At 66.6% G+C, this 26,705-nt stretch carries 30 protein-coding genes and 1 tRNA gene; 16 read left to right on the forward strand and 15 right to left on the reverse strand.

The genetic code is table 11. The annotated features are described in order from the left end of the window. Positions 1–73: 73 nt before the first annotated feature. Together OMP43_RS21635 and OMP43_RS21640 are read right to left on the reverse strand one after the other, a co-directional pair. Positions 74–9,013: an MBG domain-containing protein gene (locus OMP43_RS21635; protein WP_280281636.1), complete on the reverse strand. Its 8,940-nt coding sequence runs from the start codon at positions 9,011–9,013 to the stop codon at positions 74–76. A gap of 9 nt (positions 9,014–9,022) precedes the next feature. Beyond that, complete coding sequence (locus OMP43_RS21640) at positions 9,023–10,705, reverse strand: ShlB/FhaC/HecB family hemolysin secretion/activation protein (protein ID WP_280281637.1); 1,683 nt, start codon at positions 10,703–10,705, stop codon at positions 9,023–9,025. A gap of 264 nt (positions 10,706–10,969) precedes the next feature. Between OMP43_RS21640 and OMP43_RS21645 the strand changes: the two genes are divergently transcribed. Further along, complete coding sequence (locus OMP43_RS21645; protein ID WP_280281638.1) at positions 10,970–12,010, forward strand: helix-turn-helix domain-containing protein; 1,041 nt, start codon at positions 10,970–10,972, stop codon at positions 12,008–12,010. 284 nt (positions 12,011–12,294) lie between these two features. Here the strand turns inward: OMP43_RS21645 and OMP43_RS21655 are convergent. From OMP43_RS21655 to OMP43_RS21710, 12 genes are all read right to left on the reverse strand, one after another. Next, positions 12,295–12,370, reverse strand: a tRNA-Val gene (locus OMP43_RS21655). Beyond that, the gene (locus OMP43_RS21660) at positions 12,361–13,611 is read right to left on the reverse strand and encodes a tyrosine-type recombinase/integrase (protein WP_280281639.1); all 1,251 of its coding nucleotides are present in this window, start codon (positions 13,609–13,611) and stop codon (positions 12,361–12,363) included. Before OMP43_RS21660 ends, OMP43_RS21655 begins: the two co-directional genes overlap by 10 nt. A gap of 148 nt (positions 13,612–13,759) precedes the next feature. Continuing rightward, complete coding sequence (locus OMP43_RS21665) at positions 13,760–14,506, reverse strand: hypothetical protein (protein WP_280281640.1); 747 nt, start codon at positions 14,504–14,506, stop codon at positions 13,760–13,762. Next, a complete protein-coding gene (locus OMP43_RS21670; RefSeq protein WP_280281641.1) occupies positions 14,503–14,898 on the reverse strand; it encodes a hypothetical protein in 396 nt (131 codons plus the stop codon). Before OMP43_RS21670 ends, OMP43_RS21665 begins: the two co-directional genes overlap by 4 nt. Continuing rightward, a complete protein-coding gene (locus tag OMP43_RS21675; RefSeq protein ID WP_280281642.1) occupies positions 14,895–15,242 on the reverse strand; it encodes a hypothetical protein in 348 nt (115 codons plus the stop codon). Before OMP43_RS21675 ends, OMP43_RS21670 begins: the two co-directional genes overlap by 4 nt. Continuing rightward, positions 15,235–15,591 carry a hypothetical protein gene (locus OMP43_RS21680; protein WP_280281643.1) on the reverse strand — a complete coding sequence of 119 codons (357 nt, stop codon included), beginning with the start codon at positions 15,589–15,591 and terminating at the stop codon, positions 15,235–15,237. The genes OMP43_RS21675 and OMP43_RS21680 overlap by 8 nt, the downstream gene beginning before the upstream one ends. Further along, the gene (locus OMP43_RS21685; RefSeq protein ID WP_280281644.1) at positions 15,588–16,052 is read right to left on the reverse strand and encodes a hypothetical protein; all 465 of its coding nucleotides are present in this window, start codon (positions 16,050–16,052) and stop codon (positions 15,588–15,590) included. The genes OMP43_RS21680 and OMP43_RS21685 overlap by 4 nt, the downstream gene beginning before the upstream one ends. Before the next feature lies 1 nt (position 16,053). Next, positions 16,054–16,722, reverse strand: coding sequence for a hypothetical protein (locus OMP43_RS21690; RefSeq protein WP_280281645.1), 669 nt, complete (start codon positions 16,720–16,722; stop codon positions 16,054–16,056). Beyond that, positions 16,719–16,925 (reverse strand): hypothetical protein, encoded by a 207-nt coding sequence (locus OMP43_RS21695; RefSeq protein WP_280281646.1) that lies wholly within the window; start codon positions 16,923–16,925, stop codon positions 16,719–16,721. Before OMP43_RS21695 ends, OMP43_RS21690 begins: the two co-directional genes overlap by 4 nt. Before the next feature lie 5 nt (positions 16,926–16,930). Further along, complete coding sequence (locus OMP43_RS21700; protein ID WP_280281647.1) at positions 16,931–17,290, reverse strand: hypothetical protein; 360 nt, start codon at positions 17,288–17,290, stop codon at positions 16,931–16,933. Positions 17,291–17,426: 136 nt separating this feature from the next. Next, complete coding sequence (locus OMP43_RS21705) at positions 17,427–17,765, reverse strand: hypothetical protein (RefSeq protein WP_280281648.1); 339 nt, start codon at positions 17,763–17,765, stop codon at positions 17,427–17,429. Positions 17,766–18,037: 272 nt separating this feature from the next. Then, complete coding sequence (locus OMP43_RS21710) at positions 18,038–18,562, reverse strand: XRE family transcriptional regulator (RefSeq protein ID WP_280281649.1); 525 nt, start codon at positions 18,560–18,562, stop codon at positions 18,038–18,040. On the opposite strand from OMP43_RS21710, the gene OMP43_RS21715 reads away from it, so the two are divergent. After that, on the forward strand, positions 18,561–18,779 hold the full coding sequence (locus tag OMP43_RS21715; RefSeq protein ID WP_280281650.1) for a hypothetical protein: 219 nt from the start codon (positions 18,561–18,563) through the stop codon (positions 18,777–18,779). The two genes, OMP43_RS21710 and OMP43_RS21715, sit on opposite strands and share 2 nt — an antisense overlap. A 4-nt stretch (positions 18,780–18,783) precedes the next feature. Here the strand turns inward: OMP43_RS21715 and OMP43_RS21720 are convergent, their stop codons facing one another. Further along, positions 18,784–19,044 carry a hypothetical protein gene (locus tag OMP43_RS21720; protein WP_280281651.1) on the reverse strand — a complete coding sequence of 87 codons (261 nt, stop codon included), beginning with the start codon at positions 19,042–19,044 and terminating at the stop codon, positions 18,784–18,786. A gap of 114 nt (positions 19,045–19,158) precedes the next feature. Between OMP43_RS21720 and OMP43_RS21725 the strand changes: the two genes are divergently transcribed. The 14 genes from OMP43_RS21725 to OMP43_RS21790 form a co-directional block, all read left to right on the forward strand. Next, a complete protein-coding gene (locus OMP43_RS21725; RefSeq protein ID WP_280281652.1) occupies positions 19,159–19,644 on the forward strand; it encodes a hypothetical protein in 486 nt (161 codons plus the stop codon). A gap of 55 nt (positions 19,645–19,699) precedes the next feature. Beyond that, the gene (locus OMP43_RS21730; protein WP_280281653.1) at positions 19,700–19,882 is read left to right on the forward strand and encodes a hypothetical protein; all 183 of its coding nucleotides are present in this window, start codon (positions 19,700–19,702) and stop codon (positions 19,880–19,882) included. Next, positions 19,879–20,685 carry a hypothetical protein gene (locus OMP43_RS21735; protein WP_280281654.1) on the forward strand — a complete coding sequence of 269 codons (807 nt, stop codon included), beginning with the start codon at positions 19,879–19,881 and terminating at the stop codon, positions 20,683–20,685. The genes OMP43_RS21730 and OMP43_RS21735 overlap by 4 nt, the downstream gene beginning before the upstream one ends. Beyond that, entirely contained in the window at positions 20,685–21,209 is a 525-nt protein-coding gene (locus OMP43_RS21740; RefSeq protein ID WP_280281655.1) for a hypothetical protein, read from the forward strand. The genes OMP43_RS21735 and OMP43_RS21740 overlap by 1 nt, the downstream gene beginning before the upstream one ends. Beyond that, positions 21,209–21,988, forward strand: a complete 780-nt coding sequence (locus OMP43_RS21745; RefSeq protein ID WP_280281656.1) for a site-specific DNA-methyltransferase — start codon at positions 21,209–21,211, stop codon at positions 21,986–21,988. Before OMP43_RS21740 ends, OMP43_RS21745 begins: the two co-directional genes overlap by 1 nt. Beyond that, complete coding sequence (locus OMP43_RS21750; RefSeq protein ID WP_280281657.1) at positions 21,985–22,227, forward strand: hypothetical protein; 243 nt, start codon at positions 21,985–21,987, stop codon at positions 22,225–22,227. The genes OMP43_RS21745 and OMP43_RS21750 overlap by 4 nt, the downstream gene beginning before the upstream one ends. After that, positions 22,224–22,460, forward strand: coding sequence for a DUF2312 domain-containing protein (locus OMP43_RS21755; protein WP_280281658.1), 237 nt, complete (start codon positions 22,224–22,226; stop codon positions 22,458–22,460). The genes OMP43_RS21750 and OMP43_RS21755 overlap by 4 nt, the downstream gene beginning before the upstream one ends. Before the next feature lie 2 nt (positions 22,461–22,462). After that, a complete protein-coding gene (locus OMP43_RS21760) occupies positions 22,463–23,641 on the forward strand; it encodes a hypothetical protein (RefSeq protein WP_280281659.1) in 1,179 nt (392 codons plus the stop codon). Positions 23,642–23,659: 18 nt separating this feature from the next. Next, positions 23,660–23,962 (forward strand): hypothetical protein, encoded by a 303-nt coding sequence (locus OMP43_RS21765; protein WP_280281660.1) that lies wholly within the window; start codon positions 23,660–23,662, stop codon positions 23,960–23,962. Next, on the forward strand, positions 23,959–24,153 hold the full coding sequence (locus tag OMP43_RS21770; RefSeq protein WP_280281661.1) for a hypothetical protein: 195 nt from the start codon (positions 23,959–23,961) through the stop codon (positions 24,151–24,153). The genes OMP43_RS21765 and OMP43_RS21770 overlap by 4 nt, the downstream gene beginning before the upstream one ends. After that, positions 24,153–24,905: a hypothetical protein gene (locus OMP43_RS21775; protein ID WP_280281662.1), complete on the forward strand. Its 753-nt coding sequence runs from the start codon at positions 24,153–24,155 to the stop codon at positions 24,903–24,905. The genes OMP43_RS21770 and OMP43_RS21775 overlap by 1 nt, the downstream gene beginning before the upstream one ends. After that, positions 24,902–26,065: a phosphoadenosine phosphosulfate reductase family protein gene (locus tag OMP43_RS21780; protein WP_280281663.1), complete on the forward strand. Its 1,164-nt coding sequence runs from the start codon at positions 24,902–24,904 to the stop codon at positions 26,063–26,065. Before OMP43_RS21775 ends, OMP43_RS21780 begins: the two co-directional genes overlap by 4 nt. After that, positions 26,062–26,439, forward strand: a complete 378-nt coding sequence (locus OMP43_RS21785) for a DUF1064 domain-containing protein (protein WP_280281664.1) — start codon at positions 26,062–26,064, stop codon at positions 26,437–26,439. The genes OMP43_RS21780 and OMP43_RS21785 overlap by 4 nt, the downstream gene beginning before the upstream one ends. Next, the coding region (locus OMP43_RS21790; RefSeq protein ID WP_280281665.1) for a hypothetical protein at positions 26,436–26,705 on the forward strand (270 nt) is incomplete at its 3' end. The genes OMP43_RS21785 and OMP43_RS21790, both read left to right, overlap by 4 nt.

Genomic DNA, 26,705 nt, shown 5'->3' on the forward strand with positions numbered 1-26,705 from the left:
CGGCGTATCGAGACTGGACAGTCAGTCCCCGGCAGCCTTCCGGCAAGCCGCCAGGGATCGCCGAGAGTCCACTTCATCGGCAAAGCGATGCCGCACAGAGCCAGGTGCCGCTAAAACGCGGATCCGTGCCGGCATCCCGGACGAAATATTCGGGTGCCAGGTCATAGGACGCCCCGAACCGCAGCGGCTGGAGCACCATGGATTGTCCGAGCCAGCGGGAGATCGTCGAAGCGCTGTTATTCCCCTCGGGAGCCGCCAGGACGGTGAGCGTGCCGGGAGAGAAACGAAGGGCATAATTGGCCGAGGCCTGTAGCGATCCTCGCGTAATCGCGAAGCTTCCCACGCTATTCGGTCCAGCGGCCGTTTCCAGTCCGCCCATGAGCAGGTCGCCCTGCACCAGCCCGCTACCGCCGATCGTGTAGGTGAGCGCGGGATTTGCCTCTCCATAAGCGCGCCGCTGATTATCGGCGATGACGAGAATCTCTCGCGGAATGACAGCCAGCGTGCCCGCCTGGAAGCCGGTGACGAGATAGTTGGACGACGCGGCAAGCGTGCCCTGGGTTATGACATAGCCGCCGACGTTCGAGCCGGCACTCGCGGTGGTGGCCAGGGCACCCGAAAGCTGGTCGCCATTCACCAGGCCCATGCCGCCCACAATATAGGTGAGCACGGGATTGGCATCGCCATAGGCCCGCTGCTGGTTGCTGGCGGTCAGCGAGATCGTCCGCGGCGTCACCGCCAGCGTCGCGCCGGTGAACCCTGTCACGACATAGTTGGACGAAGCTGCGAGCGAACCCTGCCCGATCGCGTAGCTGCCCACGTTTGAGCCGGCGGCGGCGGCGGTGATCAGGGCGCCCGAGAGCGTGTCGCCGTTGACCAGCCCCTTGCCGCCGATGCTGTAGGTGAGCGCCGGGTTAGCCTCTCCATAAATGCGCGTGGCAGCGTTGGCCGCGATGCTGATCGTTCGCGGCGTCACGCTGAGCGTATTGCCGATATAGCTGATCGCATAGTTCGCATTGGCCAGGCTGCCCTGCGCGATCGCATAATTGCCCACGCCCGAGCGGACATCGGCGTCCGTCGCCAGGGCACCGCCCAGTGCATCGCCGTTGACCAGCCCCATGCCGCCAACCGTGTAGCTCAGCGCCGGGTTCGCATCGCCATAGATACGCTGGCGGGCATCGGCACTGATCGTGATCGGGCGCGGCAGGATCGTCAGCGTGCTGCCGGTGAAGTCGATTGCATAATTGGCCGGTGCCGCCAGCGAACCCAGGGTGATGGCATAGCCGCCCACCCCCGAGCCGATCGTAGCCCCCGTCGAAAGCACCCCCGTCAGCGTGTCGCCATTCGGCAGCGTGCCGCCGGTGATGCTGTAGGTCAGCGCCGGATTGGCCTCGCCATAGATACGCGACAGCGGGTCCGCCACCACGCTGATCAGCCGCGGCGTCACCGTCACCGTGCCGCCGCCCATGCTCAGCTGGTAGTTGGGCGAAGCCGAAAGCGTCCCCAGCCCGATCGCATAGCTGCCGACCGAAGCGCCCCCGCCGGGCCCGGCGAGCAGGCCGGTGAGCATGTCGCCGTTCACCAGCCCGTTCGCCACATAGGACAGCACCGGATCGGCATTGCCGTAGATGCGGCTCAGGTCGTTCGCCTGGATGACCAGCGGACGCGGCGTCACCGCCAGGTCGGCGCCGGTGAAGCCGATCACATGATAATTGGCCGAGGCCGCCAGCGTCCCCTGCCCGATCGCGTAGTTCCCCACGTTCGAGCGCGCGTCCGCCGAAGTGGCGAGCGCACCCGTCAGCGTGTCACCATTCACCAGCCCCAAACCGCCCACGCTGTAGGACAGCGCCGGGTTCGCATCACCATAAACGCGCGCGAGAGTGTCTGCCGCGATGCTGATCGTCCGCGGCGTCACGGAGAGTATGCCCCCCGCATAGCTGATCGCATAATTGCTTCCGGCGAGCGTGCCCTGGGTGATCGCATAATCGCCGACGCCCGAACGCAGGTCCGCGACGCTTGCCAATGCGCCGCTCAGCGTGTCGCCATTGACCAGCCCCAGGCCGCCGACGCTGTACCCGAACACGGGATCGGCATCGCCATAGATGCGCTGCGCGTCGTGCGCGGATACCAGGATCGCGCGAGGCGTGACCGTCAGCGTACCGCCTTCATAGCGCATGGTGTAGTTCGCCGACGCCGCAAGCGTGCCCTGGTCGATCGCATAGCCGCCCACTCCGGAGCGCGCATCCGCCACGGTAGCAAGCCAGCCGGTCAGCGTGTCGCCATTCACCAGTCCCGCGCCGCCCACCCTATAGGTGAACACCGGATTGGCATTGCCATAGGCGCGCTGCTGGTTGTCGGCGGTGATCACGATCTCGCGCGGGACGACGGTGAGCATGCCGGCCTGGAAGCCGGTCACGAGATAGTTGGACGACGCGGCAAGCGTGCCTTGGGTTATGGCATAGCCGCCCACGCTCGAGCCGGTGGTCGCGGCCGTAGCCAGGGCGCCCGAGAGCGTGTCGCCATTCACCAGGCCCATGCCGCCGACCGTGTAGCTGAGCGCGGGATTGGCATCGCCATAGGCTCGGGCGGCAGCGTCCGCCGCAATGCTGATTGTCCGCGGCGTCACCAGCAAGTCGGCGCCAGTGAAGCCGGTCACGGCATAGTTGCCCGAGGCCGCCAGTGAGCCCTGCCGGATCGCATAGGCGCCCACGTTCGAGCCCGTATCCGCCGAGGTGGCGAGCGCGCCGGTCAGCGTGTCGCCATTGGCCAGACCCATGCCGCCAACCGAGTAGGTGAGCGGCGGGTTCGCATCGCCGTAAACGCGCGTGGCAGCGTTGGCCGCGATGCTGATCGTTCGCGGCGTCACGCTGAGCGTGTTGCCGATATAGCTGATCGCATAGTTCGCATTGGCCAGGCTGCCCTGCGCGATCGCATAGTTGCCCACGCCCGAGGCAACCCCCGCCTCACTCGCCAACGCGCCCGTCAGCGCATCGCCGTTCACCAGCCCCATGCCGCCGATGCCATAGGTGAAGACGGAATTGGCCTCGCCATAGATGCGCGTGGCGGCATCGGCACTGATCGTGATCGGGCGCGGCAGGATCGTCAGCGTGCTGCCGGTGAAGTCGATCGCATAATTGGCCGGTGCCGCCAGCGAACCCAGGGTGATGGCATAGCCGCCCACCCCCGAGCCGATCGTAGCCCCCGTCGAAAGCACCCCCGTCAGCGTGTCGCCATTCGGCAGCGTGCCGCCGGTGATGCTGTAGGTCAGCGCCGGATTGGCCTCGCCATAGATACGCGACAGCGGGTCCGCCACCACGCTGATCAGCCGCGGCGTCACCGTCACCGTGCCGCCGCCCATGCTCAGCTGGTAGTTGGGCGAAGCCGAAAGCGTCCCCAACCCGATCGCATAGCTGCCGACCGAAGCGCCCCCGCCGGGCCCGGCGAGCAGGCCGGTGAGCATGTCGCCGTTCACCAGCCCGTTCGCCACATAGGACAGCACCGGATCGGCATTGCCGTAGATGCGGCTCAGGTCGTTCGCCTGGATGACCAGCGGACGCGGCGTCACCGCCAGGTCGGCGCCGGTGAAGCCGATCACATGATAATTGGCCGAGGCCGCCAGCGTCCCCAGCCCGATCGCGTAGTTCCCCACGTTCGAGCGCGCGTCCGCCGAAGTGGCGAGCGCACCCGTCAGCGTGTCGCCATTCACCAGCCCCAAACCGCCCACGCTGTAGGACAGCGCCGGGTTCGTATCACCATAAACGCGCGCGAGAGTGTCGGCCGCGATGCTGATCACACGCGGAGTGATGTTCAGCGTGCTGCCGGTATAGCTGATCGCATAATTGGCCCCGGCAATCGTGCCCAGGGTGATCGCATAGCCGCCCACCCCGGAGCGGACATCCGCGCCCGTCGCCAGGGCACCGCTCAGCGCGTCGCCATTCACCAGACCCAAACCGCCAACCGTATAGCTCAGAACCGGGTTAGCCTCGCCATAGATGCGCTGGCGGGCATCTGCGATCACCGTGATCGGACGCGGCGCGACCGTGAGCGTGCCGCCGGTGAAGTCGATGACATAGTTGCCCGCCGCCGCCAGCGTGCCGAGCGTGATCGCATAGCTGCCCACGCCCGAGCCGATCGTCGCGCCGGTCGAAAGCGCGCCGCTCAGCAGGTCGCCATTGGGCAGGGATCCACCGGTGATGGTATAGGTGAGCGCCGGGTTCGCCTCGCCATAATAGCGGGTCATCGGATCCGCGACGATGCTGATCGCGCGCGGCATGACCGTCACGGTGCCCGACATCACGCTGAGCTGGTAGTTGGGCGAAGCGGCCAGCGAGCCGAGCGTCACGCCGTAGCTGCCCACCGAAGCGCCGGCACCGGGCCCCGCGAGCGCGCCGGTGACGACATCGCCGTTGAGCAACCCGACCACCGAATAGCCGATCGCGGGATTGGCATCGCCATAGCTGCGGCTCACGTCATGGGCGTAGATCAGCACCGGGCGCGGCAGGATGCTGAGGTTCGCGCCGACATAGTTGAGCAGATAGTTGGACGAGACCGCCAGCGAGCCTTGCGTGATCGCATAATTGCCGACGTTCGAGCCGCTCGTCGCTGCGGTCGCCAGCATGCCGCTGATCGTATCGCCGTTCACCAGCGTGCCGGCGAGCGTGTAGGTAAGCTCGGGATTGGCGCCGCCATATACGCGCGACTTGGGGTCCACGATGACGCTGATCAGGCGCGGCGTCACCATCAGCGTACTGCCGGTGAAGCCGAAGCTGTAGTTCGACGAGGCGGCAAGCGTGCCCTGTCCGATCGCATAGCTGCCGACGCCGGATCCGGTCGTGGCGGCGGTGGCGAGCGCACCGGAGAGCGTGTCGCCGTTCGCCAGCCCCATGCCGCCGACCGTGTAGCTGAGCACCGGGTTCGCATCGCCATAGGCTCGGCTGAGCGAATCCGCAGTTACCTGGATCACGCGCGGAGTCACCGTCAACGCCGCATCGGTATAGCCGGTCACCACATAGTTCGCAGAAGCCGCGAGCGTGCCCTGGCCGATGCGATAGCTGCCGACGCTCGACGCCGCCGTCGCATTGCCGGCCAGCGCGCCGGTCAGGGTGTCGCCATTGACCAGGCCCATGCCGCCCACGCTGTAGGTGAATACCGGGTCGGCATCGCCATAGACGCGGGTGGCAGCATTGGCGGCGATGCTGATCGCCCGCGGCGTGACGCTCAGCGTGCCACCGATGAAGTTGATCACGTAGCTCGCATTGGCAAGCGTGCCCTGGGTGATGGCATAGCCGCCAACGCCGGAGCCTTGGGCAGCGCTGGTCGCAAGGCCCCCGGCAAGCGTGTCGCCATTCACCAGCCCGCCGCCGCCGACGAGATAGGTCAGGCCGGGATTGGCCTCGCCATAGACACGGGTGACGGAGTTGGCGAAGACGTCGATCGCGCGCCGGTTGACCGTCAGCGTGGCGCTGCTGGTCCGCAGCTCATAGCCTTCCGGCACGATCAGGGCGGAGGTGTCCACGGTGATCGCATAGTTGCCGACCCCCGCGGTCCCGGCGGCGCCGGCCGAGCTGACCGACACGGTTCCGGACAGCCCATCACCGAGGAACGCGCCGGCGACGCCGCTCTGCAAGGGCGAGATATAATAGGAGAGGCTGGCGCTGTCGCCATAGCTCTTGATGCTGTTGTAGGGCAGCACCTCCAGCGCCGGCCGATAGGCGAAGACATAGTGGTTGCCGCTGACAGCGGGCATCATGTCGGTCGTGGTGTTCCAGACCGCGCGGTTCATGCTGTCGAGTCCGCCGAAATCATTTCCGGCCGGCGATGCCGAATAGATCAGCCACCGGCCCGAAACCGCATCGGGGCCGGCGCGGTTGACGAACGCTCCCTTGGCACGCAGCCGCACCTCGCCGCCGCCGGTGATCCGCGAATTGAGCCGGATGCTCCCCGCCGCGCCCAGCTCTGTCAGCGAGCCGCCGGCGATCCCGTCGAACGAGCTGGTGTTGATGTCGCCGATGCGGTCCACGACCAGGTCGCCGCTGGTCCCGAACACCAGCCGGCTGGACGCGCCGGCGACGGTGCCGATCGTCACCTGCCCCAGATCGATATCGCCGCCGAGCGCCAGCAGCGCTCCGGCCGACAGGCTCGTGCCTGCGGCCTTGCCGGCGCTTGTCCCTGCACTAAGGACGAGGGTCCCGGAGAGCGCGATGGCCGAATCGACGGTGATGCGATCGGCCGCGAGCCGCAGATTGGCGAAGCTCGACAGCTCCAGATTGCCGCCCACGGCCGCGACGATCCCGGCGGCCAGGCCATTGGTGGCAACGGCGGCCCCGCTGCGGTCGATATCGAGCCAGCCGCTATGGACCGTGGCGCCGGCCAGCGCCGCGCCGCCACCATATACGCCGCCCAGCGTTCCGTTCAGGTCCTGCGCCAGGATCACCCGATCGCCGCTGACGCGATCGGCACGGACTATCGCGCCGTAGAGCCCGTTGGCGCCGGAGACACCGACGCCGGCAACGCCGCCCCCCGAATAGAGCGTGACCCGCGCCCGCGCCGCGGGCGTGTTGCCCGCACCCCGATAGGCCGTGCCCGTCGCCAGGCTGACGCCATTGGGGAAGAAGGATTTCAAATAGGGATAGAGGCCCGCACCCGCCCCCCATATATTGGCGTCGAGCCCGGCAGGCACGCTGCCGTTGGTCAGCATGGCCGTTGTCGTGCCACCGCCAATCCCGGCGACGTCACCGTCATAATAGCTGTTCGTCGCGCCGGCACCGCTGCCGACCAGGCCGCCATATTCGCCGATCTCGCCGGTGACGTTGACCCAGCCCGTGGCGATGCTGTTGGCGACGTTCGCGAAATTGACACCGACGATTCCGCCGAGCTGGAAATAGCCTTGGACCGGCCCCAGCGAGAGCGTGTTGCTGATCCAGCCTCCATTGGTGTTCTCGCCCGCGATCCCGCCGGCCGATCCTGACTGGACCAGCACGGCCACGGCGCTGATCGAATCCAGGATCGCGCCCTGGCGGTTGACGCCGGCGATGCCGCCGCCACGCCCGACCGCGTTGACCACGCCGCTGACGAAGACGTTGCGGATCGTGCCGGCGTTCAGGCCGACCACGCCGCCAACGTTGAAGCTGCCCGAGATATCGACGTTGAGCAGCAGCAGGTTGCTGATCGTCGTGGCCGTTTCGGTGGCGCCGATGAAGCCGGTCCAATTGTTCGACCTGCCGTTGATCTTGAGGTTGGAGATGCTGTTCCCCAGCCCCTCCAGCCGCCCGCCGAACGAGCCGCTTTCGCCGAACACGCTGCCGACGAGCGGGGTCCCCACCAGGTCGATGCCGTTCGCCAGCGCGAAATTGCCCGTGCGGTTCGAATCGATCGCGCGCAGATCGGCCAGCGTCCGCACCAACGTGTAGTTCGTGCCGTTGATGGCGAGCGCCTGCCCGCTCTGCCCAGGCGCGAAGGCGATGCCGGAGCCCAGTGCGAAGTTCAGGCCGCTGCCATGGTTGAGCTGGACCTTGCCGCCGCCGGCGACGGTGATGTTCTCATTGACCTGGATCTTGCCCGCCGCCGACAGGGTCAGCGTCGAACTCTGGTTCCAGGTGATCGGCGCCGCGACCACTATGTTGCCGGCCTGGCTGCCCGACGCCCCCGTCGAGACCACCACATTGCCGATCGCGAGCTGCTGGACCAGCGTCGCCGCGCTCAGCACGCTGTCATCGGCCTGCGCGGTGAAGTTCGATCCCCCCGTGCCGGCGATGGTGAGGTTGTACGGGTCCAGGAGGAGCGTCCCCCAATTGCCCAGCGCGGCCCGCAGGTCCGCGCTGCCCGAATAGGCGAGTATCGACTTGCCCGAGACTTCGGCATTGCCGCCATCCCCGCCATCGGCGCCGCCCACGGCCCGGATCGTGCCGGCAAAGCGGGTTTCCCCGTCCGACCACAGCACGACGCTGCCGCCGGTGCCGGTGGAACGCGCGCTGGCGTCGATCAGGGTTCCCGCATCCACGGCGAGCGTTTCGGCCCGCGCGAGGCTGCCTCCGCCCTGCCAGTCGCCGCCGATGCGGATCGCGCCGCCGCCCATCGCGCCCGAGGCATCCAGCTTCGCGCCAGCGAGCACGACGTCGCGCCCGGTAAGGGTCAGCGCGCCACCGCCCATGGCGTCGCTCGCCGCATCGAGCGTGCCGGATACCGTCAGCGTCCCCTGCCCGCCGTCCAGCACGATCGCGCCGTCGCGGCCAAAGACCGACCGCGCCTCGATGACGCCCGACATGTTCACCGTGCGGCGCACCAGCTCACGCGCTGCATCCGCGCGCAGCACCACGCGGCCGCCCCGCGCAAGGATCGCGCCGGCATTCTCGACAAGCGCGCCTTCCCCGGCCGCACGGCTCGGAAGCGCGACCTGGAGGAAGCCGTTGCCGCCCGGATCGAGCGTCACCGCCTCCCCAGCGCCCAACCCGACCTTGCCGAGCTCCACCGCGATCAGACCGTCATTGCGCACCGCTCCGCCGATCAGCGCGGCATAGCCGCCCCGCACCACCCGGATGCTCCCGCCATTGACGACCGCCGCCGCGCCCGCCCCCGCGAAATCATAGCGCCCGGCCAGAAAGTCCTCGTTGCTGATCCCTAGCGTCGACGCGACGAAGCTGCTCGCATCCACCGTGCCGGTCGGCGTGATCACGATGCCGTTCGGATTGACCAGAAATACCTGGCCGTTCGCGTGGATCTGGCCGGCGATGGTCGAACGCGTATCGCCGGTCACCCGGTTGAGCAGACGGGCGCTGGCGTCGGGCTGGAGAATGTCCAGCCGCGCGCCCTCGCCCACCGAGAAGCTCTGCCAGTCGATCACGGCCTGGTTCGTCTTCTGCTCGATCGTCATCGAGCCCGGCGCGCCGGTGGCGATCGATGCCTCCCCGCGCACCACCTGCCCGTCGGTGGGCAAGGTCTGGGCCGCGGCGCTGCCGATCCCGGCAAGCGAAGTGGTGACGAGCAGCGCGATCGTGCGCGAAAGACGACGGGTCATGATCAGCTCTCAGAACTGCAGGTTGAAAGAGGCGGTGAAGCGATTGGACGCACGGGCCCGGTCGCTCCTGGTCGAGCGGCCCAGTTCCAGGGTCAGGTTCGTGCCGGCGAAGCTGGCGCGCGGCGCCGCGCCCAGCCGAACGCCGCCGCCCCAGGACAGCCCGCTTGTCCATGCGCGCTCGAGGATGGTGGGGCGATCATTGTTCACCGCGCCTCCCGCCACGAACAGATAGGGCGCGGTGAGCATCGACCCCCGATCGCGGGCGATCGGCGCGAAGAAGGGCGCCTGGATCTCGCCGCGCGCCAGCAATCCGGAATCCCCGAGCATCGCGCCGGACTCCATCGCCGAGAGCGCGTTGGGACCGCTCAGCCCGATGCGCTCGGCATTCGGCAGGGGCATGCCGAACGAAGTCTGCGCCATGCCGCGAAGCCCGATGGCCAGATGCGGCGCGAGCGGCCTGGAATAATCGACCGTGGCGAGCAGCGAACGGAAATCGGGCCGCGTGCCCTGCCGCGAAAGCGGGACATGGCTCCGCACCGCATCCGCCTCGCCCCGCGCGCCCAGGGCGTCGAGACCGACCGACAGCGTGACCAGCGCGGTCAGCGTGGTGCCGTCCTCCGATCGCATCCGGAGATCGTTGGTCAGCCGCAGCACCCGCAGGCGATCGAGTGCCAGCGCCACCGGGCGCGCGGAACCGATATAGTCGAGCCGCTCGCGCGCGATGTCGAGGCCGAGCGTGATGGAATCGCTCAATGCCTGACCGCGGACCAGCGGATAGCTGGCGCGCGCGGCGAAGCGCGAGAAGGCCGATCCCATGGGCGGTTCGAACCGCGAGACGCGCGGCGTCGCGTTCGAGGCACTGAACTCGACGTTGAGCGTCAGCCCGTCGCGTCCCACCGGCAGGACATAGCCGGCGGCGAGCGCCCGGTTCAGCGGGCGCCGCTCCGCATAGTCGCCGTTGAAGGGCTGGCCATTGGCGCGGAGATAGACGAGCTCGCCAAGGCCGAGCACCGAGTTGAAGGTGACGCCAAGGCCATAGGTTTCGTTGCCGAACGCGGCCGAGAGCGTGTTGTCCGCCGAAAGGCTCACGCCGACCGGGCGGTAGCGCGCCTCGATCACCAGCCTGCTCCCGCCGGGCTTCTCGCCCGCCGCCAGGGTGGAGCGCAGCGCCGTGCCGGGCGTGTCGCCCGCCAGCAGCAGGCGCCGTTCGATCTCGCGATAGGTTATGCCGGGCCTGCCCGTCAGCGGGGCGAGCAGATGGGCGATCCGATTGCGGATCGGCCGCGGCAGCGCGCTGGTGTCGATTGACTCGATGAAGCCGTCGACCAGGCTGAGGCGGAGAGTCTCGTCATTCTCCAGCCGCTGCTCCGGCACCAGCACGCGGACGAGTATCCGGCCATTTGCCGCCGCTTCGGTTTCGAGCGCGCGCGCCGCACGGAAGATCTCGGCCGCCGTCACGGTGCGGCCGCTCAGCCCGGCACGCAGGCGCGCTACGGCGGACGCCATCTCGACAGGCGCGCCTTCCACGATCACGTCACCGATCTGGACATGAAACTGCTCGGCATTCGCCGGCGGTTCCGCCGCGGCGGGCCCGGCGAGCTTCAGGGCGGTGCCGTCGCGCTGGATCTGGGGCTGGAAGCTGGGCGGAGTCAGTTGGGAAGCGGTCTGCGCCATCGCCGGGGTCGCGCCCATGGCGGCCAAGAACGCGCACGCGGGCGCACCGCGCGAAACCGCGCGTCGAAACTGCAACATCCGTTGATCCCCACCCTTTGAAACGGACGCGCCGGACAGCTGGTGCTCAATGCCCTCGCGCGCCGCAAGCGCCGACCGCCCTCCGCTCCCTCGGCCGCGGAAATCCTCCGCTACTTGCTAGGTCGCCGTAAGCGAGCTAGCTGAAAGCAAGTCAACCGCGACCGGCGATCTGAGACAAAGTGCCGCGACATTGAGACAGAATGCATGAAGCCGCGCCCAGCGCCGGCCAATCCGGTTCCGAGTTTCGGTTTCGACAGCTCCGGGACCAGCATGGAAGAGGCCCTGCAGGTCTGGCGGTCTTCGGTGCAGTTGCTGTTCGATGTCGAGCCTGACGATTCCGCGCCCTTCCACCTGGCGATGCACAGCTACAAGATCGGGCCGATCCTGTTCGGACGGACCCGCAGCAGCGCGCAGCGCTTCATCCGCGACGAGCAGGTGATCGCGCGCGGGGGAGACCATCATGTGCTGGTCCAGCTCTACGTCTCCGGCGGATATCAGGGCGATGCCGCCGGGCTTCCGATCCGGGTCCGCCCCGGCGACATCTGCGTGCTCGACCTGGCGGCCACCTTCCGCACCGAGGCCGGGGCTTTCGACAATCTGACGATGGCGGTCCCGCGTGCGCTGCTCGGCGCGCGCCTGCCCAATCTGGACAATCTGCACGGCGTCGTGCTGCCGCACGACCGCGGCATGACCCGGTTGCTGGGCAGGCACCTGCTCGCCATCGACGAGATCGCCCCGGAGCTGGAGGCACCCCAGGCCGATGAGCTCGTCGACGCAACGCTCGCGCTCCTTGCGGCAACCCTTGTCCGCGCGGAGTCCGGCAACGGCCGGGGCGAGGCGATCGACGGATCCCTGCCGCTCGCCATTCGGCGACATATCGATGCGAACCTCGCCGATCCGGCGCTGGGCGCGAGCGCGATCGCACGGCATTTCGGCGTCTCGCGCGCCACCTTGTACCGCCTCTTCGCCGGCTATGGCAGCATCTCGGACTATATCCGCCGCGAGCGGCTGCGCCGGAGCCTGCAGGATCTGCGCGCGGATACGGGCAAGCGCGCCCATGTGGGCCGGATAGCCCGCCGCTGGGGGTTCGGCAGCGATGCGAGTTTCGCGCGCGCCTTCCGGGCGACCTATGGCGTGAGTCCCACGAACGCCCGCAATATCGCCGAGCGCGAAGTCGAGGGAACGCCCAATACTCTCGTCGACTGGTTCTCGGCACGCGATCCGTCCGGGCCGCCGGGCAGGTAATGGCGACGTGACGATTCAGTAGCGGAAGCACCCCGCATCCGGGCCGGTCCTGAATCTTCGCTGGTGCGACCGATCAAGAAACCTCGCGATCCGCGGCGCGATAGACGCCATGGCCGATCCTCACCAGCAGCCTTTCCCGGCACATCAGGGCAAGATAATGCCTTGGGATGCCGATGGCGGTGAAGTCACGCGTTCTGGCCGTGATGTGTTTGGAAGCAAAGGAATATGCCCCATTTTTGACTATGAGGCGGTCTCAATTGGGTACGACAAAATCCAGCGGCGAATGGTGGGCGCTGACGGGCTCGAACCGCCGACCCTCTCGGTGTAAACGAGATGCTCTACCAACTGAGCTAAGCGCCCGCGCTAGTGCGCGACGCGAGGAATTCTGCCGCTTCCGGACTGTCTCGCCGTAGAACGACGGTTTCCCGGTTTCCCAACTTGGCCCGCAAGTGGCCCGCATCCCATCGGTCTGCTGCGGCCTGAACCTCGTTGAAAAGTGTGGTCAGCACTTCTCGCGCGTTGGCGAGATAGTCCGGATCATACTTCGCGTAAACCCGCGTCGTCTTCTTGAGCACGCGGTGCCCGAGCAACGTCTCCACCTCCTCGGCCGGCACGCGCCTGGTCCGAAGATAGGTCGCTACGGTATGGCGGATCGTCTTGGCGACAACATCGTCCCCGAACCCGAGCGCGCGGCGCAGGGTCCGCCAAGCCGTCCGCTTTGACTTCACGATCGGGCTGTTCGACTGGCGCCAGGCGCGCATGATCGGTAGCATCTCCTCGATCGCGGGAACCACCGGGTTGACCTTCTTGGTGCGCTTCCATCCCACCGGATGGAGGTCGTGCAGCATCAGCGCCTCGTTGAATTGGTCACGCGGATCATATTGCGATGCCGCCTCAGGTCGCACCGCGGTCGTCAGCATCAACAGCACGAAGCGATGCATGGATGCGTCCTCGCGCGCGAACGCGACGATCGTGCCCAGCTCATCGATCGACAACACGCGGTCCTTCGGCGGCGAGCGATACTCTTCGGGCACGGTCGGCACGATCGGGGCATATGGGAGCCGGCCATTGGTCGCGTGGTGGGTCAGCGCTGCTCGAACATCGTCAAGGTTTCGCTGTACGCTCTCACCCTTCACACCTTTCGAACGGTGCTTATACGACTTGCCCGCCCAGGGCACATCGTAGCTGTGCGGACCCATCCGCCACAGGCGGAAACGGACGAACAGGTTCGGCGAAATCGCGGCGACGGTGAGATCGAGGCCGGTCTCGTCCTGCATCAGGAAGCCAATGAAGCACCGGATCGAGCTGGCAATTTGGCCCGGCGATACGACGCCCTTGCCGTGCTCCTCCCAATAGAGGAACAGCAGCGGTATCACTTTCGCATCGGCTGGACTCTGTGGCGCGCGGGCGCGCGCTTTCTCGACATGCGCGTGGATCTTGCCCTTGGCGTCCTCTAGGCTCCGGCACCGAGTGCTTCGATAGCAGATCGATCGAGTGGAGGCGTCGTAGCTGGCAATTTGCCAGACCTCGGGGGAGCGCCCGTCCCGGCGCTTGTCGAGCCAGAAGTCTCCGACGATGTATGGGGAAGTTTCGCGGCCCATGTGGCCTTTAGCTCCTCGCTCTCGGCGCGCTGCAGGATTTCGAGCACCCCGGCGTCAGCCAGGGCGCGCAGCTCGTCCAAGGTGAATTTGGCGCCGGTCTCGTTGCGGAGAGCGCGCTTGTATTTGCGGTTGAGATTCGAGAGGTCGCTCAACTTTTCCCCTCCCCCTGTTCTTGCGGTTCGGAGAGCGCGGCGCGGGCAGCCATGTAGGCGTCATAGCCTTCGTCGTCGGACCATCCTTCCGCGCTCGTCGGGTTGGTCACATGACCATCATAGAGCATCAGCGCATCGCGAGCCTTGGCCAGCGCCGCCCGCAGCCGTTCGCGCTCCTCCCGCCACCCGTCTTCGCTGGGGGGGTGGCCCGCCTGCTCGTCAGCCTTTGCCTGCGCTCGTTCGGTAGCCGTCATGGGGTCGCCACCGAGGGCGACATTGCAGCGGGGGCATCGCGGCGAGAGGTTTCGGTCATAGACCACTTCGTCATCAAACGGCGGCTCGGGGCAGTTACAGGTTTCCCACTGCTCGCGTTCCGCCACCGCCTCGCGATCCGGACGGGGCTTGCGGATGCCTTCGACCAGCTTGCGGATGCGGCCAGCGAGATCGGGCCAAGTGCCGTCGTCATTGGCTTGATCAATCCGCAGGGCTCGGGCGAGGTCGGAAATCAGGTTGCCGACATTGGCCAGCTCTTGGCGCATCGCATCGTTCTGATTGACTGCGGCGTCCAGAAGCTCCTCCCCCGGTTGCGCGGCTCGGAAGGCGAGCATGGCATCGAGAGCGCGCTCATCTTCAGGGGTTAGGTTGCCCGCGCGAATGTCATTGGCTTTGTGCTCGCCTTTGACCGCCATTTTTTCGACGGTCTGCGCATAGATTTCGCGCGCCTGCTGTTTGAGGTCGGTCATGCGGGGTCTCCGGCGATCTTGGACAGCGGCACGAGAAGCATTGGTGCGCCGAGCAATACGCACGGCTCCGGCTCCTGCACCCCGCGATTATACTTCAACGACCACGGGTTCTCGCAGTCCGCGTGCATTTCGCCCGCGTCATCCCATAGCAGCACGAGTTGGCCGACCATCACGGGCTTGCCGCAATTCTCGCAGTTCGCACCCATCTCGGCGAAGCTTTGGACGCTCAGATCCGCATAGAGGCCCTCGAGCCTTTCCTTCGTGGACACACGATCCGGCAGAGTGAAGGTCTTCATGACGGTGCTGACGCGCGTGTTGCTGTCCGCGAAGTTGAGGACATAGCGTAGAGCCGATAGCTCCGCCTCCCGCGCCTGCATTTCGAGGTCGGTCATTCGGATTTCCCTTCCGGCTCGACGACGCGGATTTCTACATCCATCCCCGTCGCCTGTTTCACCGCCTCGGCGGCTGCGGCCACATCGATAGAGACCAGCTGCTGCGGCGATTCGATGTTGATCAGGGCGTGCAACGCAGGCGTCTCGAAGATCGCCGTCGGCACGTTCATCTCGACACGGACGGCGCGCTCGTTCTTCGCCAGGTCGGGCTCCCCCGCCTTGACGCGCACCGCCGGGGTGAAGCGGTGGCCGACCGGCCATCCGGGCCGCTGTTCACCGCGTTTGACGATGAGCCAGAAATCCAGGGCGATGATGCCGCTGCCTTCGCATCCGAAGTTAGCCATTGGCCCGGAACTCCACCTGGGCAGCGAGCGCGGCGGCAATCAGCCGCGGCAGCATCTGCCGGTTCGTGCTGAAATCGTCGACGTGCCCCTCGCGCGTGTTGAGATCGCAGAGGAAGTCCTCACCCTCTCGGTTCGGCAGCTCGGCTTCGGCCCGAGCGGCGTGCCACATATGGAGCGCCTCGGCGTCGCTGTGGGCGCGCAGGTTCATTGCCGTGTACGGCTGTTCGCCCAACGCATCACCAATCCCGTCCGGATGCTCGCAGATCCCGCACAAGTGCAGGCCGGGCTTCTCAGGGTGATAGTTGCTGTTGCCGTGCGCATCGAAGCGCGGTTCGATCAGGTCGATCATTCACCGCACCCCCGCCCGACCACCTCGCCGGCAATGCCGCCGGTGAAGTCCTTCCAATGGACCCAGCCTTCCGGGCAGTCGAAACCCCACTCGCGGACCTTCGGGCCGGTGAAGAACAGCGACACGCACGGCGCTCCATCGATAAGCTCGAGACGGTGCAGGGCTTCCGCCGGCCTGTGAACGATCGCGCCAGCCTCGCGCAGGAACGTGCCTTCGGGGGTGATTTCCCGGTAAGCGCCGCTGATCAGCAGCGAGGTGTTCGCCCACGGGTGATCGTGGAGCGCGCGGTCGTCGTCGTCGCGAAGGATGCGGTGCAGATACACGTTCTGCTGCTCGTTGCGCGGCACGATGTACCAGCGCTCGAGATAGGCCGGCCGGCCGATGACGAAACCGGGGGGGGTCTGCATGATCCCCGCGGCCCAAGCGGCGAGGTCGGCGGGCGAGGCGTAGGCGGGGACCATATCAGCAGTCCCCGATGGAGGTGATGACGGCGTCCTCGTCGATTTCGATGATAGTGCCCACCGCGTAGTATGCGCGGATCTTCTGCTCGAGACCGTACCGCCCGCCGAGCTTCTGGGCCGACTTGATGTCCTTGCCCTCGAGCGTGGCCGAGAAAATCTTGCCATCCTTATCCAAGCTGAAGTTGACGGCGCACCGGTATTTGTCACGAGGCTCAATCACCTCGTCATCGTCGAGCCAGACGCGCACGTATCCATAGTCGGTGTGCTCGACGATGACGGTGATGACCTCACCCCAGCCCTCGCCGTGACGGCTCTCGATCATGTCCGCCGCGATCTTCGACAGCTTCACCGTCTTCGGTGCTAGGCTGAGCAGCTGCTCAACGTCTTCTTTCAGGCGGCCGGCGATGATTTCGGCCACGTTGGCCTCGACCTGCGCTTTGACCATGCCAGCGACCACGCTGCCATAGGACGGCAGATCGATGCGTTCGACGCGAAGCGCCTCTTCGACCGCCTTCTCAATAAGCTTGCCGGTGTCGCTCCACGTGCGCAGCGCCTTGTCCACGCTCTCCACGATCAGCTTGCCAACGCGGGCGTCGACTTCCTTCTCGATGAACTCGGGTGTCATCTTCGCGGCGACCGCCGCGCTGATCAGGCCGGATAGGTCCGTCATGGTTGTCCCTCGGGTTGGGGGCTCCGGCCGGCCACCTCGACCGGAGCAGGGGGCACGGGCTTGGCGACGGTGGCGCCCGCGGGGGGAAGCTGCGCGGCGATGACCGCGCGGAAGAGCATGGAGGCGAGCAGGATGCCGCCCAGGCCGGCGGCGCCGATCGCGGCGCGGCGGCTGGCTTCGTCCGCCGCACGGTATTTGCGCACGCGGATCATCGAGCGTTGACCCAGAGCTTGTCACCGCCTGGCGCGATAATGAGGACGCGATGCAGATCCCTGCTGCGCGCGAGCAGCGGGCACAGCACCGAATGGCTGCCCAGGTCGACGGTGTGGCTCTCGACGCGCTCGGGAAGACGCAGCTTGGCCGCGAGGATATCGCCGAAGCGGGACTTCAATGCCTCAGCGCCCGTCCTCTCCTTCTCGATGCGCGCCAGCTGCTCGACCGTCCATTGCGATCCAATCTGCGGCTCGCCGATCCAGATGTTCGGGAACGTGTCGATGCGCGACGGCTGGACGCGATAGCCCGTCAGCAGCGCTTGCTTGATGACCTCGGATGATAGGCGCTCGGTCATCACCGGCCACCCCGCGCCAACAGGAGGGCGACCTTGCGCTCGAACAGCGCCGGGAGGCGCGGCCAGTCGCCGGCCCACACCCGCGCCCAACGGGCCTGGCTATCCGGGTTGTCGCTGGCGCGGCGGCGCGGAGAGCTCATTGTTCGCCTCGCGCTTTGGCGATGGCTGCGTCTACCGCCTCAAGATCGAGTAGGTATGCGTAGCAGCCGTCTCGGCGCCAGCGGGCATCCCAGATGCCCCGAAGGACCTCCATGCCGCGCAGCGTGATTGGGTAGGGCGAGCCGCGCTCGACCAAGCCGATCGCGGCGAGTTGCCGGCACATGCGGCTATAGGAACCGCCCGCCCGAGATCCCCGAAGGCCATACCATGCCCCGCCCTGCTTAAAGGCGGCGCCGAGCGCGACCTTCTTCTTTGCGGTGAGCCTCGGCTCCGGGGTATGCTGCGGATTTGGTGCTGACACGGCGGCGTTCTCCATCGCCACCGTCTTGCGTGCCGCGGGTGCGGCAGATCAGGTGGCGACTCTCGAATACGACTCTCGTATATCATCGTCAATACGATAATCAGATATTCGTATAATCTCGCCGCCAGGTTCCGATCCTATTGCGGTAGGAAAAGTCCTAGACTTGTAGGAAATTGAAGAACAGAAAGAGAACATGACGATCGCGACTCGACGCACGCAGTTGCCCAGCCCCGAATGCGAGGAGGGCTGTTCACCGTGCTATTTGGACTGCGCGATGTGTAGAATAGTTATGGCTGAGCGGCTTCGCGATATCGAAGGACTGCTGCGCGAGCGGCCGAGGAGATCTGCTCCTCAGTGGGCTGATTGGAAGGCAAACCTTCAAGAAGCGCGATGCCATGTCGTAACGCTACAGCTAAGGCTTGAGAGGCTCGCTCCGATGGCTCGCCCTCAGGAGCGGCAGACAGAAGCGCTCGCAGAATCGGCGCGATCGATGTTGCACTAATAACGCCTGGCACATCGCCGAGATTGAATTCTCTAACCAGCGCAACGCCCTCATCGTAGGTCAGTGCCCGCGGCTTCCCCGTTCGTTTCACAGGGTTGAATAGCGTCGAGACGTTAGGCTGCTTCACCCCGAGCACGTCCGCCACGTCTTGCTGGGTAATTTCGCGCGAATCGAGGCGGCGCTTCAGGGCGGCCAGAATCTCGCTTGCTGTTTGCATTTCCCCGAGATGCTCGGAACCCACGCGCCGGTCCAATGCGAAGGTCGTATTTCCTATTGCCATTGAAATACGAGTTTCATATGTTGATGACATGGCTACCGTTCCCGACATCATTCAGCAGCTTGGCGGCGTGACGGCGATAGCCAACGAAACAGGCATCCCGCTCACCACCGTGCACAGCTGGAAGCGAGCGCGCTTCGTTCCTGCGTGGCGCGTGCCGGCACTGGTTGAGCTAGCAGCCCGCAAAGGCTGCGCCCTGTCCGACCAGGATTTCCCAAAGGAGCGGCCAGCCGCGAAGGAGGCCGCATAGATGCCTACTGCGCCGTCCCGTGAGGCAGGTTGTCGTCGTCCAGTGCGTCTGCCATTCGCCGTAGATCCTCGGACAGCTGTCGTGCTTGCACGGCGGTCAGCACCACCTGAGCGGAGCGACCTCCCGTTTCGTACTCCTCTTCCGAGAGGGCGTATCGAAGACGCAACAATGCTGTCATCGGTGCGATGGCTGTATCCCAGCCGATCGCTGGCCCGATCAGCAGATTGCCGTCCGGTCGCAGATCCCAATCGCGAATGCCAGTCACACGCAATTCCCGTTGCTTGTTGCAGCGCGACGGTAGCCGAATGGGAGGGCGCGGGAAACGCCCTCCCTGGAGGCATCCAATCCATTTCCAAGCCTTCTCTCATGGAGCGGCACAATGACTAACGCGGCCGGTAGTGTCGTTCCCGAAACGAGCAGCGTCCGGGAAGAGGAGTTCCACGACGCGATGGTCTCAGGCCTTGCCCGGGCGCAGCGCCGGGTCGGCCAGAAGCCTCTCGCGTTCGTCATGGACATGACCGTTAAGCAGCTGCGCAACATCTTGGGCGGTTCGTCCCCGCACCCCAAACGGATGTGGGACGCACTCGGCGCCGATCCGACGGTGCTGGACGATGTGGCCGACCTCTACGGTCGCAAGATCGTGTCGAAGGACCTGGATACGAGCGCCGATCTAGGGACGCTGCCGCTCGCCACGCTTCTCGCGAAGGTAGCCGAGGCCGAGAGCCCGGCCAGCCCCGGGGGCACGGCAAAGACACACAGCGAACTGCTGGGGATGGAGGAGGAAATCCGCACCGTCCACGCGCTGACCGCCGACTGGATCGAACGAATCAATATCGCCCGCTCGCCAGTGCGAGCGGTGCCCTGAACGTGCCAACCGATTGAATTGAGACCCGGGCAGGCCGGGCAGGAGGATTGAAAATATGAGCGCCATTCACGGCGCGGTCGCGGCGATGGCCGCTTCCGCGATCGAAAACTTCTGCCCGGTGCTGATGCGCCCGAAGCCGATCGACCGGAGCACGCTGCGTCGTCGCGACTTCGACCATCCCTATCCTTTTCGGTCGCGCCGCACCTGCGCCGAGCTGATCGCCGCGGGGCTGATGTGAACGCGCCTGCCCGCATCGTCGCGCCGTCAATCCCCAGAAAGGGGTATGGACACGGCGGAAAACAGCGCCGGTTCGAGAGCATCGAAGCGCGCGGCGCCCGCGCCCGCCTGGCCGACGATCATCCCGCGATCGTCGAGGGCCGCACCATCATGCCGAAGCGGGTCTATCAGCCCGGCGATCTGCCGCGCCTGCTCGTGTCAGGGAAGAACAGCCGCAAGATCGGCGCCGTGGTCGAGCGCGGCCGGTGGGGGGGGGCGCCCATCTTCACCCTGACGCTCGAGGAGCGTGCCACCTGCCCGCGCAGCTGCGCGGAGTGGAACACCTGCTACGGGTCGAACATGAACTGGGCTAGGCGCATCGCGCACGGGCCCGAGTTCGAGGCCATGCTTTGGGCCGAGCTGGAAGCCAAGCAGGCCGAGCACCCGGCTGGCTTCGTGGTGCGCCTGCACGTGCTCGGCGACTTCTACTCGGTCGGCTATGCCGAACTCTGGGGCGAAGCGATGGCCATCTTCCCGGCGCTGCGCGTGTTCGGATACACCGCGCACCCGCCGGCCAGCGACATCGGCCGGATCGTCTCGCGCCTGAACGAGCGCCACCCCGACCGGTTCGCCTATCGCTTCAGTGGCCACGATGCGCCGACGCGCGGTTCGGTGGTGATCGAGCGCGGCGAGGATACCCCGCACACCGTCTGCCTGGCGCAGCGCGGTCTGACCGACGCGGCCGGCAACGCCAAGGCCGATTACTGCGCCGCGTGCGCGCTCTGCTGGCAGAGCGACCGCACTATCGCGTTCTGGAGGCACTGATGGCCCGGTCCTGTTCCGACTGCGGCCGGCCGATCTCGCGCAACTCCAAGGGGCGTTGCCGTGCTTGCGGCGCCGCAAGCCTGCTGCTCGATCCCGTCGTCGAGGCCCGCCGGCTGGAGCGCCTTCGCGAAAAGCTCAGCTCGCCCGACCATGCGGCAAAAATGAGCGTCGTGCGCAAGGCGCATGAGGCCGAGGCCCTGAAAGATCCGGCCTATCGCGAGATGCGGCGGCAGCACGGCCTGCAAGTGCGCCAGCGCTTCCTTGATACGCCGGGCGCCGAGGAGCGGCGGCGTGCCGCCCAGGCTCAGGCGATGCGCGAGCGGGCCGCGGAGATGTTCGCGTGGTGCCCGGCTGACCGGCTCGATGAATATCAGCGTCTCCGCAAGGCGTTCGGCGCCGCCGAGGCTCGCCGGATCATCGAGGACGATACCCCCGGCACCGAGGTGCACGGTAAGCGCGAGGTCGCGAACCACATGCTGGCCGGCCAGCTGCGCCACGAGCGCCAGCAGCGGGAGGCATATTGATGCCGGCCTATCTGCGCAAAGAGGTCATCGGCAACGCGACCCTGTACCTGGGCGACGCGCTGACCGTCATGGCCGGGATCGAGCCGCTGAAGGCTGCCGCGCTGATCGGCGACCCGCCCTATTGTTCGGGCGGCTTCTCCGAGGCGGCAAAGCGCCAGGCCAAGGGGCAGGGCCTTCGCAGCGAGACCCTGCGCGAAATCGAATGGTTCGGCGGCGACAACATGACGACGGCTGGCCTGCAATGGCTGCTGCGCGGCGTCGCCGTGTTGTTCAAGCAGCACGCCGATAGCCAGGGCGCGACCGTTACGCTGTTCTGCGACTGGCGGATGATCGCCATGCTTGCGCCCGCGATCGAGAGCGCCGGCCTGCGCTGGCAGGCGATGCCGGTGTGGGACAAGCAGGCGCTTGGCCTGGGCACCGGCTTCCGCGCGCAGCACGAGTGCATGCTGCACTTCGCGATCGCCACGCCGGAGTATCACTCCGCGCGGTTCGGCAACGTCATCCGATCGCCGCGCGCATCCGCTACCACGCGCGAGCACCCGACCGAGAAGCCGCTTCAGCTGATGCGGTCGCTCGTGGAGGTGCAGACCGCGCCGGGCGAGTTGATCCTCGATCCCTTCATGGGGGGGGGCAGCACCGGTGTAGCGGCGCTGGATCTCGACCGGCGCTTCGTCGGCATCGAGCACGACCCCGTCCATTTCGAGACCGCCTGCCGGCGCATCGAGGAAGCGTCGCGCCAATCGCGGCTGCTGCTCGGCGAAGGGGCTGAGGCGGCATGAACGCACCCCACCCCCTCCTCGATGTCGCCGCCCAAGGCGCCCAGTTCGAAGCCCTCGTGATCCTCGCGAAGAAGCGCACGGTTCGGGCCGAAGAGAAGCGCGACGCGGCGAACCGCGAGTTCTCGGACGCCTTCGCCGCGCTCGACGAAGCGAAGGCGCGCCTGGCCGGCTGGCTGGCCGCAAATCCCCGCCCGCAACTGACCTTGCCGGGCATTTCCCCCGAAGGAGAAGACCTTTGAGCGACAGCATTTCCGCTGAGCAGCTTCGGCTGTTCATCGAGCGCGTCGAACGCCTCGAGGAAGAAAAGAAGGGCATCGGCGGCGACATCAAGGACACCTACGGCGAGGCCAAGGCGACCGGCTTCGACGTGAAGACGATGCGCGAGATCGTCCGCCTGCGGAAGATGGAGAAGCACCACCGCGACGAAGCGGAAATGCTGCTCGAGACCTATAAGCAGGCGCTGGGGATCTAACGATGGAGCCCCAGACCCCCGCCGTGGTGGGCGCAACCGCCACCTTCGACGCCAAGGCGCTCGCCGACGCGCTCGGCATCGCCGCCAAGGTCACGCCCTGGGCGGCGCCGAATTGGGCCATCGGCGCGGATGCGAAGGCCCGGATGGGCCCGCCGCTGGTCGAGATCGCGGCGGCCGGTGGCGCGGCTCGTATCCGCTCGGCCAACTTCGATCGCCAGATCGTGGTCGGCGCGGCCTGTGAGGGCGATCCCGTCCATGTCGTCATTCCCCTGCCCCAGCTGCTCGCTTGGCTCGGGAAGGCGCAGGCCGGAATCCAGTGCGCGATCACCGTGCAGAGCGACGGGGTGCTTGTCCGTGCCGCGCGGCAGCGGCTCACCCTGAAGACCTGGCCGGTGAACCGGTATGTTGCCGCACGGGAGACCGTCGGCGCCGAGCTGTCCACCAGTGCCACCGCGCTGGCGGCTGGCCTTGGCGCCACGATCGCGGTGCCGCGCGAGGATGCTACCCAGCCCGCCCTCGGTGGCGTGCTGATCCACGGCTCGGGCAGCGCGCTCGGCTTCGTCGCTGCGGATGAACACCGGATCCACGAGCTGACCGGCGCCGGTGCCGACGAAGTGCGGATGATTATCCCCCGCGAGAGCGCGCGGCTGGTCGCCGATCTGTTCGCGGAAGGCGCCGAGCCGGTGGCGATCCGCGCGGGGGCCGCGTCGGCGACCTTCACGCGCAGCAATGTGGCGATCGTCACCAGCCTGATCGACGCGCCGGCAGTGCTGTCGGACGAGCAATTCGCCCGCGATCTGCCCCACGCGCTGATGGTGAACGCAGCGGCGCTGCTCGCTGACCTCGAGTTGGTGGCGACCGTGGCCGATCCCCGGAACCGGGAAGTCACCCTTCACCTGGGCGAGCGCTGCCGCGCCGTGGCCGCGTCGCGCGGCGACTATGGCGGCTGGGGCAAGGGCGAAGTCTTGCTCGAGGCTGCCTGGGAAGGCCCCGACATGGCGATCGTGTTCGCGCTCCGGCCGGTTCGCGATGCGCTGAACACCTTCGGCGAGAGCGGCATCATCTGGCGCATGGCCGGGCCGCGCGACCCCACCGTCATCACCTCCCGCGAAGTCACCGACCGCCGCGCCCTCGTGGCGCCCTTCCTGCCAACCGGCCCGGCGCTGCGCGCTGCCGCCTGAGGAGATCTCGTCATGCCTATGCTGAAGGCCACCGCCGCCATCGAAGACATCATGGAAGTGCTCGGCTTGGCCGAGTTGCCGGAGGGCTGCCCGTATCGGGCCGTCGACGACATCGGCCTGAATGTCTCGGCGACCCAGGGGGAGATCGACGAGAATGCGTCCGAACCCGATCCCGAGCGGATCGCCACCAACCCGCGCGACCTCCGCGATGGGCTGCAAGCGATCCTCGTGGGCGACAACCACATGGCATCGACGCTGCTGGCGCGCGCCTTCCACGATGACCCCGAGGCCGCTCGCATCGTCGAGGAGGTGCTTCGGTGACGCCGCCGGCTGGCGGTCCCGCTGAGATCGCAAATCTATCGCACGTCACCGAGGTGCTCGCGCTGGCTCAGCAGCACGAGGAGCAGGCGATCCAGCTGGCCGAGAGCATGGACCCGGCGAGCGTGGCCATGTCCGCCCACCATTTCACCGTGGCTGAGGGCCTGCGCGGACGGGCGAGGTTCGCTCGGTGATGGCGCTTGTTTATCATGGCACCCCACTGAGCCCAATTCCTGCGCTCGAGGCGGTCCTGGCGCAGCGGGCGGCTTGCATCCCGTTCGCGCGGCCGGACGACGCGCGTCGTGTCGAAACGCTCTGCGACGACATCATGTATGATTGCAGCGCCTACACGTTCTGGAAGGCGGCGCGAAAGGCAAAGCGAGAATGGGAGGAGCTGGAGCGCGACTGGGCGCCCTATTACCACTTCCTTGAGCCGAGGCTGTTCGTCGGTCGCCGCTGGGCGGTGATCCCGGATCGCATCGCCGCGCCCACCCAGCTCAACGACGCACTTCTCGTAGAGTGGCCCTTCGGCAAAGAACGCGGGGCGCCCGTCTGGCACATGAACGAACCGCTCGAGCGCCTTAGCAGGCTGATCGACGCGGGATATGCCAGGATCTGCTTCGGCTGGGTCGGTCAATTCGATCCCGCAATCGGCGACGTGATTCCTCAGGAGCGTGCGGTCGACTGCGATGCGTACCATCGGCGCATGGAAGAGGTGGACCGCCATCTCAAGGGACAGTGGCCCTGCACTCACCAGTTTCGCGGCATTGCTGTGGCCGGCCGCTACCCCGGCAAAATCAGCTCGGCGGACGCGGTCACGCTCGCGTTGAACGGGCACCGCCACGACTGGCTCGACGATCAGCACGATTTCACCAGCCCGTACATGCCGGGCCCATGGGTAGGCAGGAAGCTCTATCGCGACCGCCTGGAAAGGCTCGCGGCATGACGGCGCCCTTTGGCACCCCAGCGCCTTTCGCGCAGCACTTCATCCCGATCAGCGGCGGCAAGGACAGCACGGCAGTAGCTTGCCTTGCCGTTGAGCGGATGAACCGCAAGCCTGACTTCAGGCCTCGGTTTCAATTTTGCGACGTGGACAATGAAAATCCCATCACGGTCGATCATGTAGGGTATCTTGAGCAGGCGCTAGGCGTTCCGATCGAGCGCCTTTCTGCCTACGACGTGCCGGGGCTGATCGATGCGGCCGCGTTCGAACGCAAGCGGCTGGCCATCCGAGAGAATTGGCCCAAGGAACTCCGGAGAACGCGGCACACGACGGCCTGCAACGTGCGCCGATCTGCAATTCCAAAGCATGCGCCGGGCTGCCGCTACTCGCCTGAGCGCTCGGCTGCACTGAGGGAGTGGGCGGCGTCTTGCGATTGTCCCGTGGTTGTGTCGCCGCCGGTTTCCGCCTCCCGGATCGAGCAGGCCATCGCCGCGCTCAACCCCACAGGCAACGCGTTCCTCGATATGTGCCTAATCCACGGTCGGTTTCCGTCGAAAAAGGCGAAGTTCTGCACGGAAGAACTCAAGATCCTTCCGCTGATGTTGCACAAGGCGCCAATCTGGGCGGCCGGCGGCGTCACCATCGATTGGGTGGGTGAGCGCGCGGCAGAGAGCAGTGATCGTGCCAAAAAGCCGACGCTTCAACGAGAGCGCGTCGGCGGCGGAACGAAGATCATCACGCGACCAATTCATAGGTGGGGCGCGGATGAGGTGTTCGCCATCGCCAAGCGGCACGGGATCAGGCCGAATCCCTTGTACCTCATGGGCGCCAGCCGCGTTGGCTGTTGGCCCTGCATCAACTGCCGCAAGAAGGAAGTTGCTCTAGTTGCGCGCCACACGCCGGAGAAGATCGACTGGCTTCGCGACGCCGAGCGCTTGGTGTCTCTTGTCAGTCGTCGCGACCAGGGCGGCGATGGAGAATACGCGACGTTCTTCAGCGCGGACAAAGTGCCCGGCGATCTAGCAGATTGGAACCGGGCCGCGATCGACAAGGTCGTCGAATGGTCGGCGACCACGCGCGGCGGCCGGCAATTTGACATGCTCGCGGCGATCGACGCGGCGTCACCGTTGGCGTGCGACAGTGAATACGGTCTCTGCGAATGAGCGGAACCGGGGGGAGCCCGTTCGCGAAGCGAGCGCGGGGGCACAAATATCAGGCGACTAAGGCTGATTGCGGCCGGGGCCACGCGCACCCTTCGAAGAAGGAGGCGCGCCGTTGCGCACAGCTGCACCTCGAGCAGCGGTCCGGGCTGATCTCCGAGCTGGAAATCGGCCCGCGCTACTATTTCGAGGTGAACGGCCGGCTGCTGATCCATGACGGCGGCCGGCGCGCCTGCTATACCCCGGACTTCCGCTATCGGAAGGCTGACGGCCGGCTGGTGGTCGAGGACAGCAAGGGCATGCGTGTCCGCGACTGGCCCCTGCGCAAGGCGCTCTTTCGCGCTTGCTATCCTGATATCGAGGTGGTCGAGTCGTGAGCGCCGATCTTCTCGCGCGCCTGATGGCGGCCGGCACGCCGATGGACCTCATTGGCGAGGTAGCCATGGCGCTCGCCACCGCCCAGGCCGATGCCACTGCCATCAAGACGCGCCGCGCCCGCGATGCTGCCCGCAAGCAGGGTCAGCGCGATCGCGAGAAGGCGGGTGCGTCACGTGACATCACGGGACGTCACAAGACATCACGTGATGTCGCGGACGCCGCCCCCCTTGATAAGAAAGGCCCCCAGACCCCCAAAGAAATAAAC

Source organism: Sphingomonas sp. CBMAI 2297, assembly GCF_029870595.1.
Taxonomy (GTDB): domain Bacteria; phylum Pseudomonadota; class Alphaproteobacteria; order Sphingomonadales; family Sphingomonadaceae; genus Sphingomonas.

Excerpts from the sequence above, each read along its gene's own strand:
- OMP43_RS21670 (WP_280281641.1), bottom strand. The coding sequence starts at position 14,898 with ATGACCGACCTCGAAATGCAGGCGCGGGAGGCGGAGCTATCGGCTCTA.
- OMP43_RS21725 (WP_280281652.1), top strand. The coding sequence starts at position 19,159 with ATGACTAACGCGGCCGGTAGTGTCGTTCCCGAAACGAGCAGCGTCCGG.
- OMP43_RS21765 (WP_280281660.1), top strand. The coding sequence starts at position 23,660 with ATGCTGAAGGCCACCGCCGCCATCGAAGACATCATGGAAGTGCTCGGC.
- OMP43_RS21780 (WP_280281663.1), top strand. The coding sequence starts at position 24,902 with ATGACGGCGCCCTTTGGCACCCCAGCGCCTTTCGCGCAGCACTTCATC.
- OMP43_RS21645 (WP_280281638.1), top strand. The coding sequence starts at position 10,970 with ATGAAGCCGCGCCCAGCGCCGGCCAATCCGGTTCCGAGTTTCGGTTTC.
- OMP43_RS21740 (WP_280281655.1), top strand. The coding sequence starts at position 20,685 with ATGGCCCGGTCCTGTTCCGACTGCGGCCGGCCGATCTCGCGCAACTCC.
- OMP43_RS21760 (WP_280281659.1), top strand. The coding sequence starts at position 22,463 with ATGGAGCCCCAGACCCCCGCCGTGGTGGGCGCAACCGCCACCTTCGAC.
- OMP43_RS21640 (WP_280281637.1), bottom strand. The coding sequence starts at position 10,705 with ATGGGCGCGACCCCGGCGATGGCGCAGACCGCTTCCCAACTGACTCCG.
- OMP43_RS21690 (WP_280281645.1), bottom strand. The coding sequence starts at position 16,722 with ATGACGGACCTATCCGGCCTGATCAGCGCGGCGGTCGCCGCGAAGATG.
- OMP43_RS21665 (WP_280281640.1), bottom strand. The coding sequence starts at position 14,506 with ATGACCGACCTCAAACAGCAGGCGCGCGAAATCTATGCGCAGACCGTC.
- OMP43_RS21675 (WP_280281642.1), bottom strand. The coding sequence starts at position 15,242 with ATGGCTAACTTCGGATGCGAAGGCAGCGGCATCATCGCCCTGGATTTC.
- OMP43_RS21785 (WP_280281664.1), top strand. The coding sequence starts at position 26,062 with ATGAGCGGAACCGGGGGGAGCCCGTTCGCGAAGCGAGCGCGGGGGCAC.
- OMP43_RS21700 (WP_280281647.1), bottom strand. The coding sequence starts at position 17,290 with ATGACCGAGCGCCTATCATCCGAGGTCATCAAGCAAGCGCTGCTGACG.
- OMP43_RS21710 (WP_280281649.1), bottom strand. The coding sequence starts at position 18,562 with ATGTCATCAACATATGAAACTCGTATTTCAATGGCAATAGGAAATACG.
- OMP43_RS21730 (WP_280281653.1), top strand. The coding sequence starts at position 19,700 with ATGAGCGCCATTCACGGCGCGGTCGCGGCGATGGCCGCTTCCGCGATC.
- OMP43_RS21680 (WP_280281643.1), bottom strand. The coding sequence starts at position 15,591 with ATGATCGACCTGATCGAACCGCGCTTCGATGCGCACGGCAACAGCAAC.
- OMP43_RS21705 (WP_280281648.1), bottom strand. The coding sequence starts at position 17,765 with ATGGAGAACGCCGCCGTGTCAGCACCAAATCCGCAGCATACCCCGGAG.
- OMP43_RS21685 (WP_280281644.1), bottom strand. The coding sequence starts at position 16,052 with ATGGTCCCCGCCTACGCCTCGCCCGCCGACCTCGCCGCTTGGGCCGCG.
- OMP43_RS21775 (WP_280281662.1), top strand. The coding sequence starts at position 24,153 with ATGGCGCTTGTTTATCATGGCACCCCACTGAGCCCAATTCCTGCGCTC.
- OMP43_RS21750 (WP_280281657.1), top strand. The coding sequence starts at position 21,985 with ATGAACGCACCCCACCCCCTCCTCGATGTCGCCGCCCAAGGCGCCCAG.
- OMP43_RS21715 (WP_280281650.1), top strand. The coding sequence starts at position 18,561 with ATGGCTACCGTTCCCGACATCATTCAGCAGCTTGGCGGCGTGACGGCG.
- OMP43_RS21635 (WP_280281636.1), bottom strand. The coding sequence starts at position 9,013 with ATGACCCGTCGTCTTTCGCGCACGATCGCGCTGCTCGTCACCACTTCG.
- OMP43_RS21745 (WP_280281656.1), top strand. The coding sequence starts at position 21,209 with ATGCCGGCCTATCTGCGCAAAGAGGTCATCGGCAACGCGACCCTGTAC.
- OMP43_RS21660 (WP_280281639.1), bottom strand. The coding sequence starts at position 13,611 with ATGGGCCGCGAAACTTCCCCATACATCGTCGGAGACTTCTGGCTCGAC.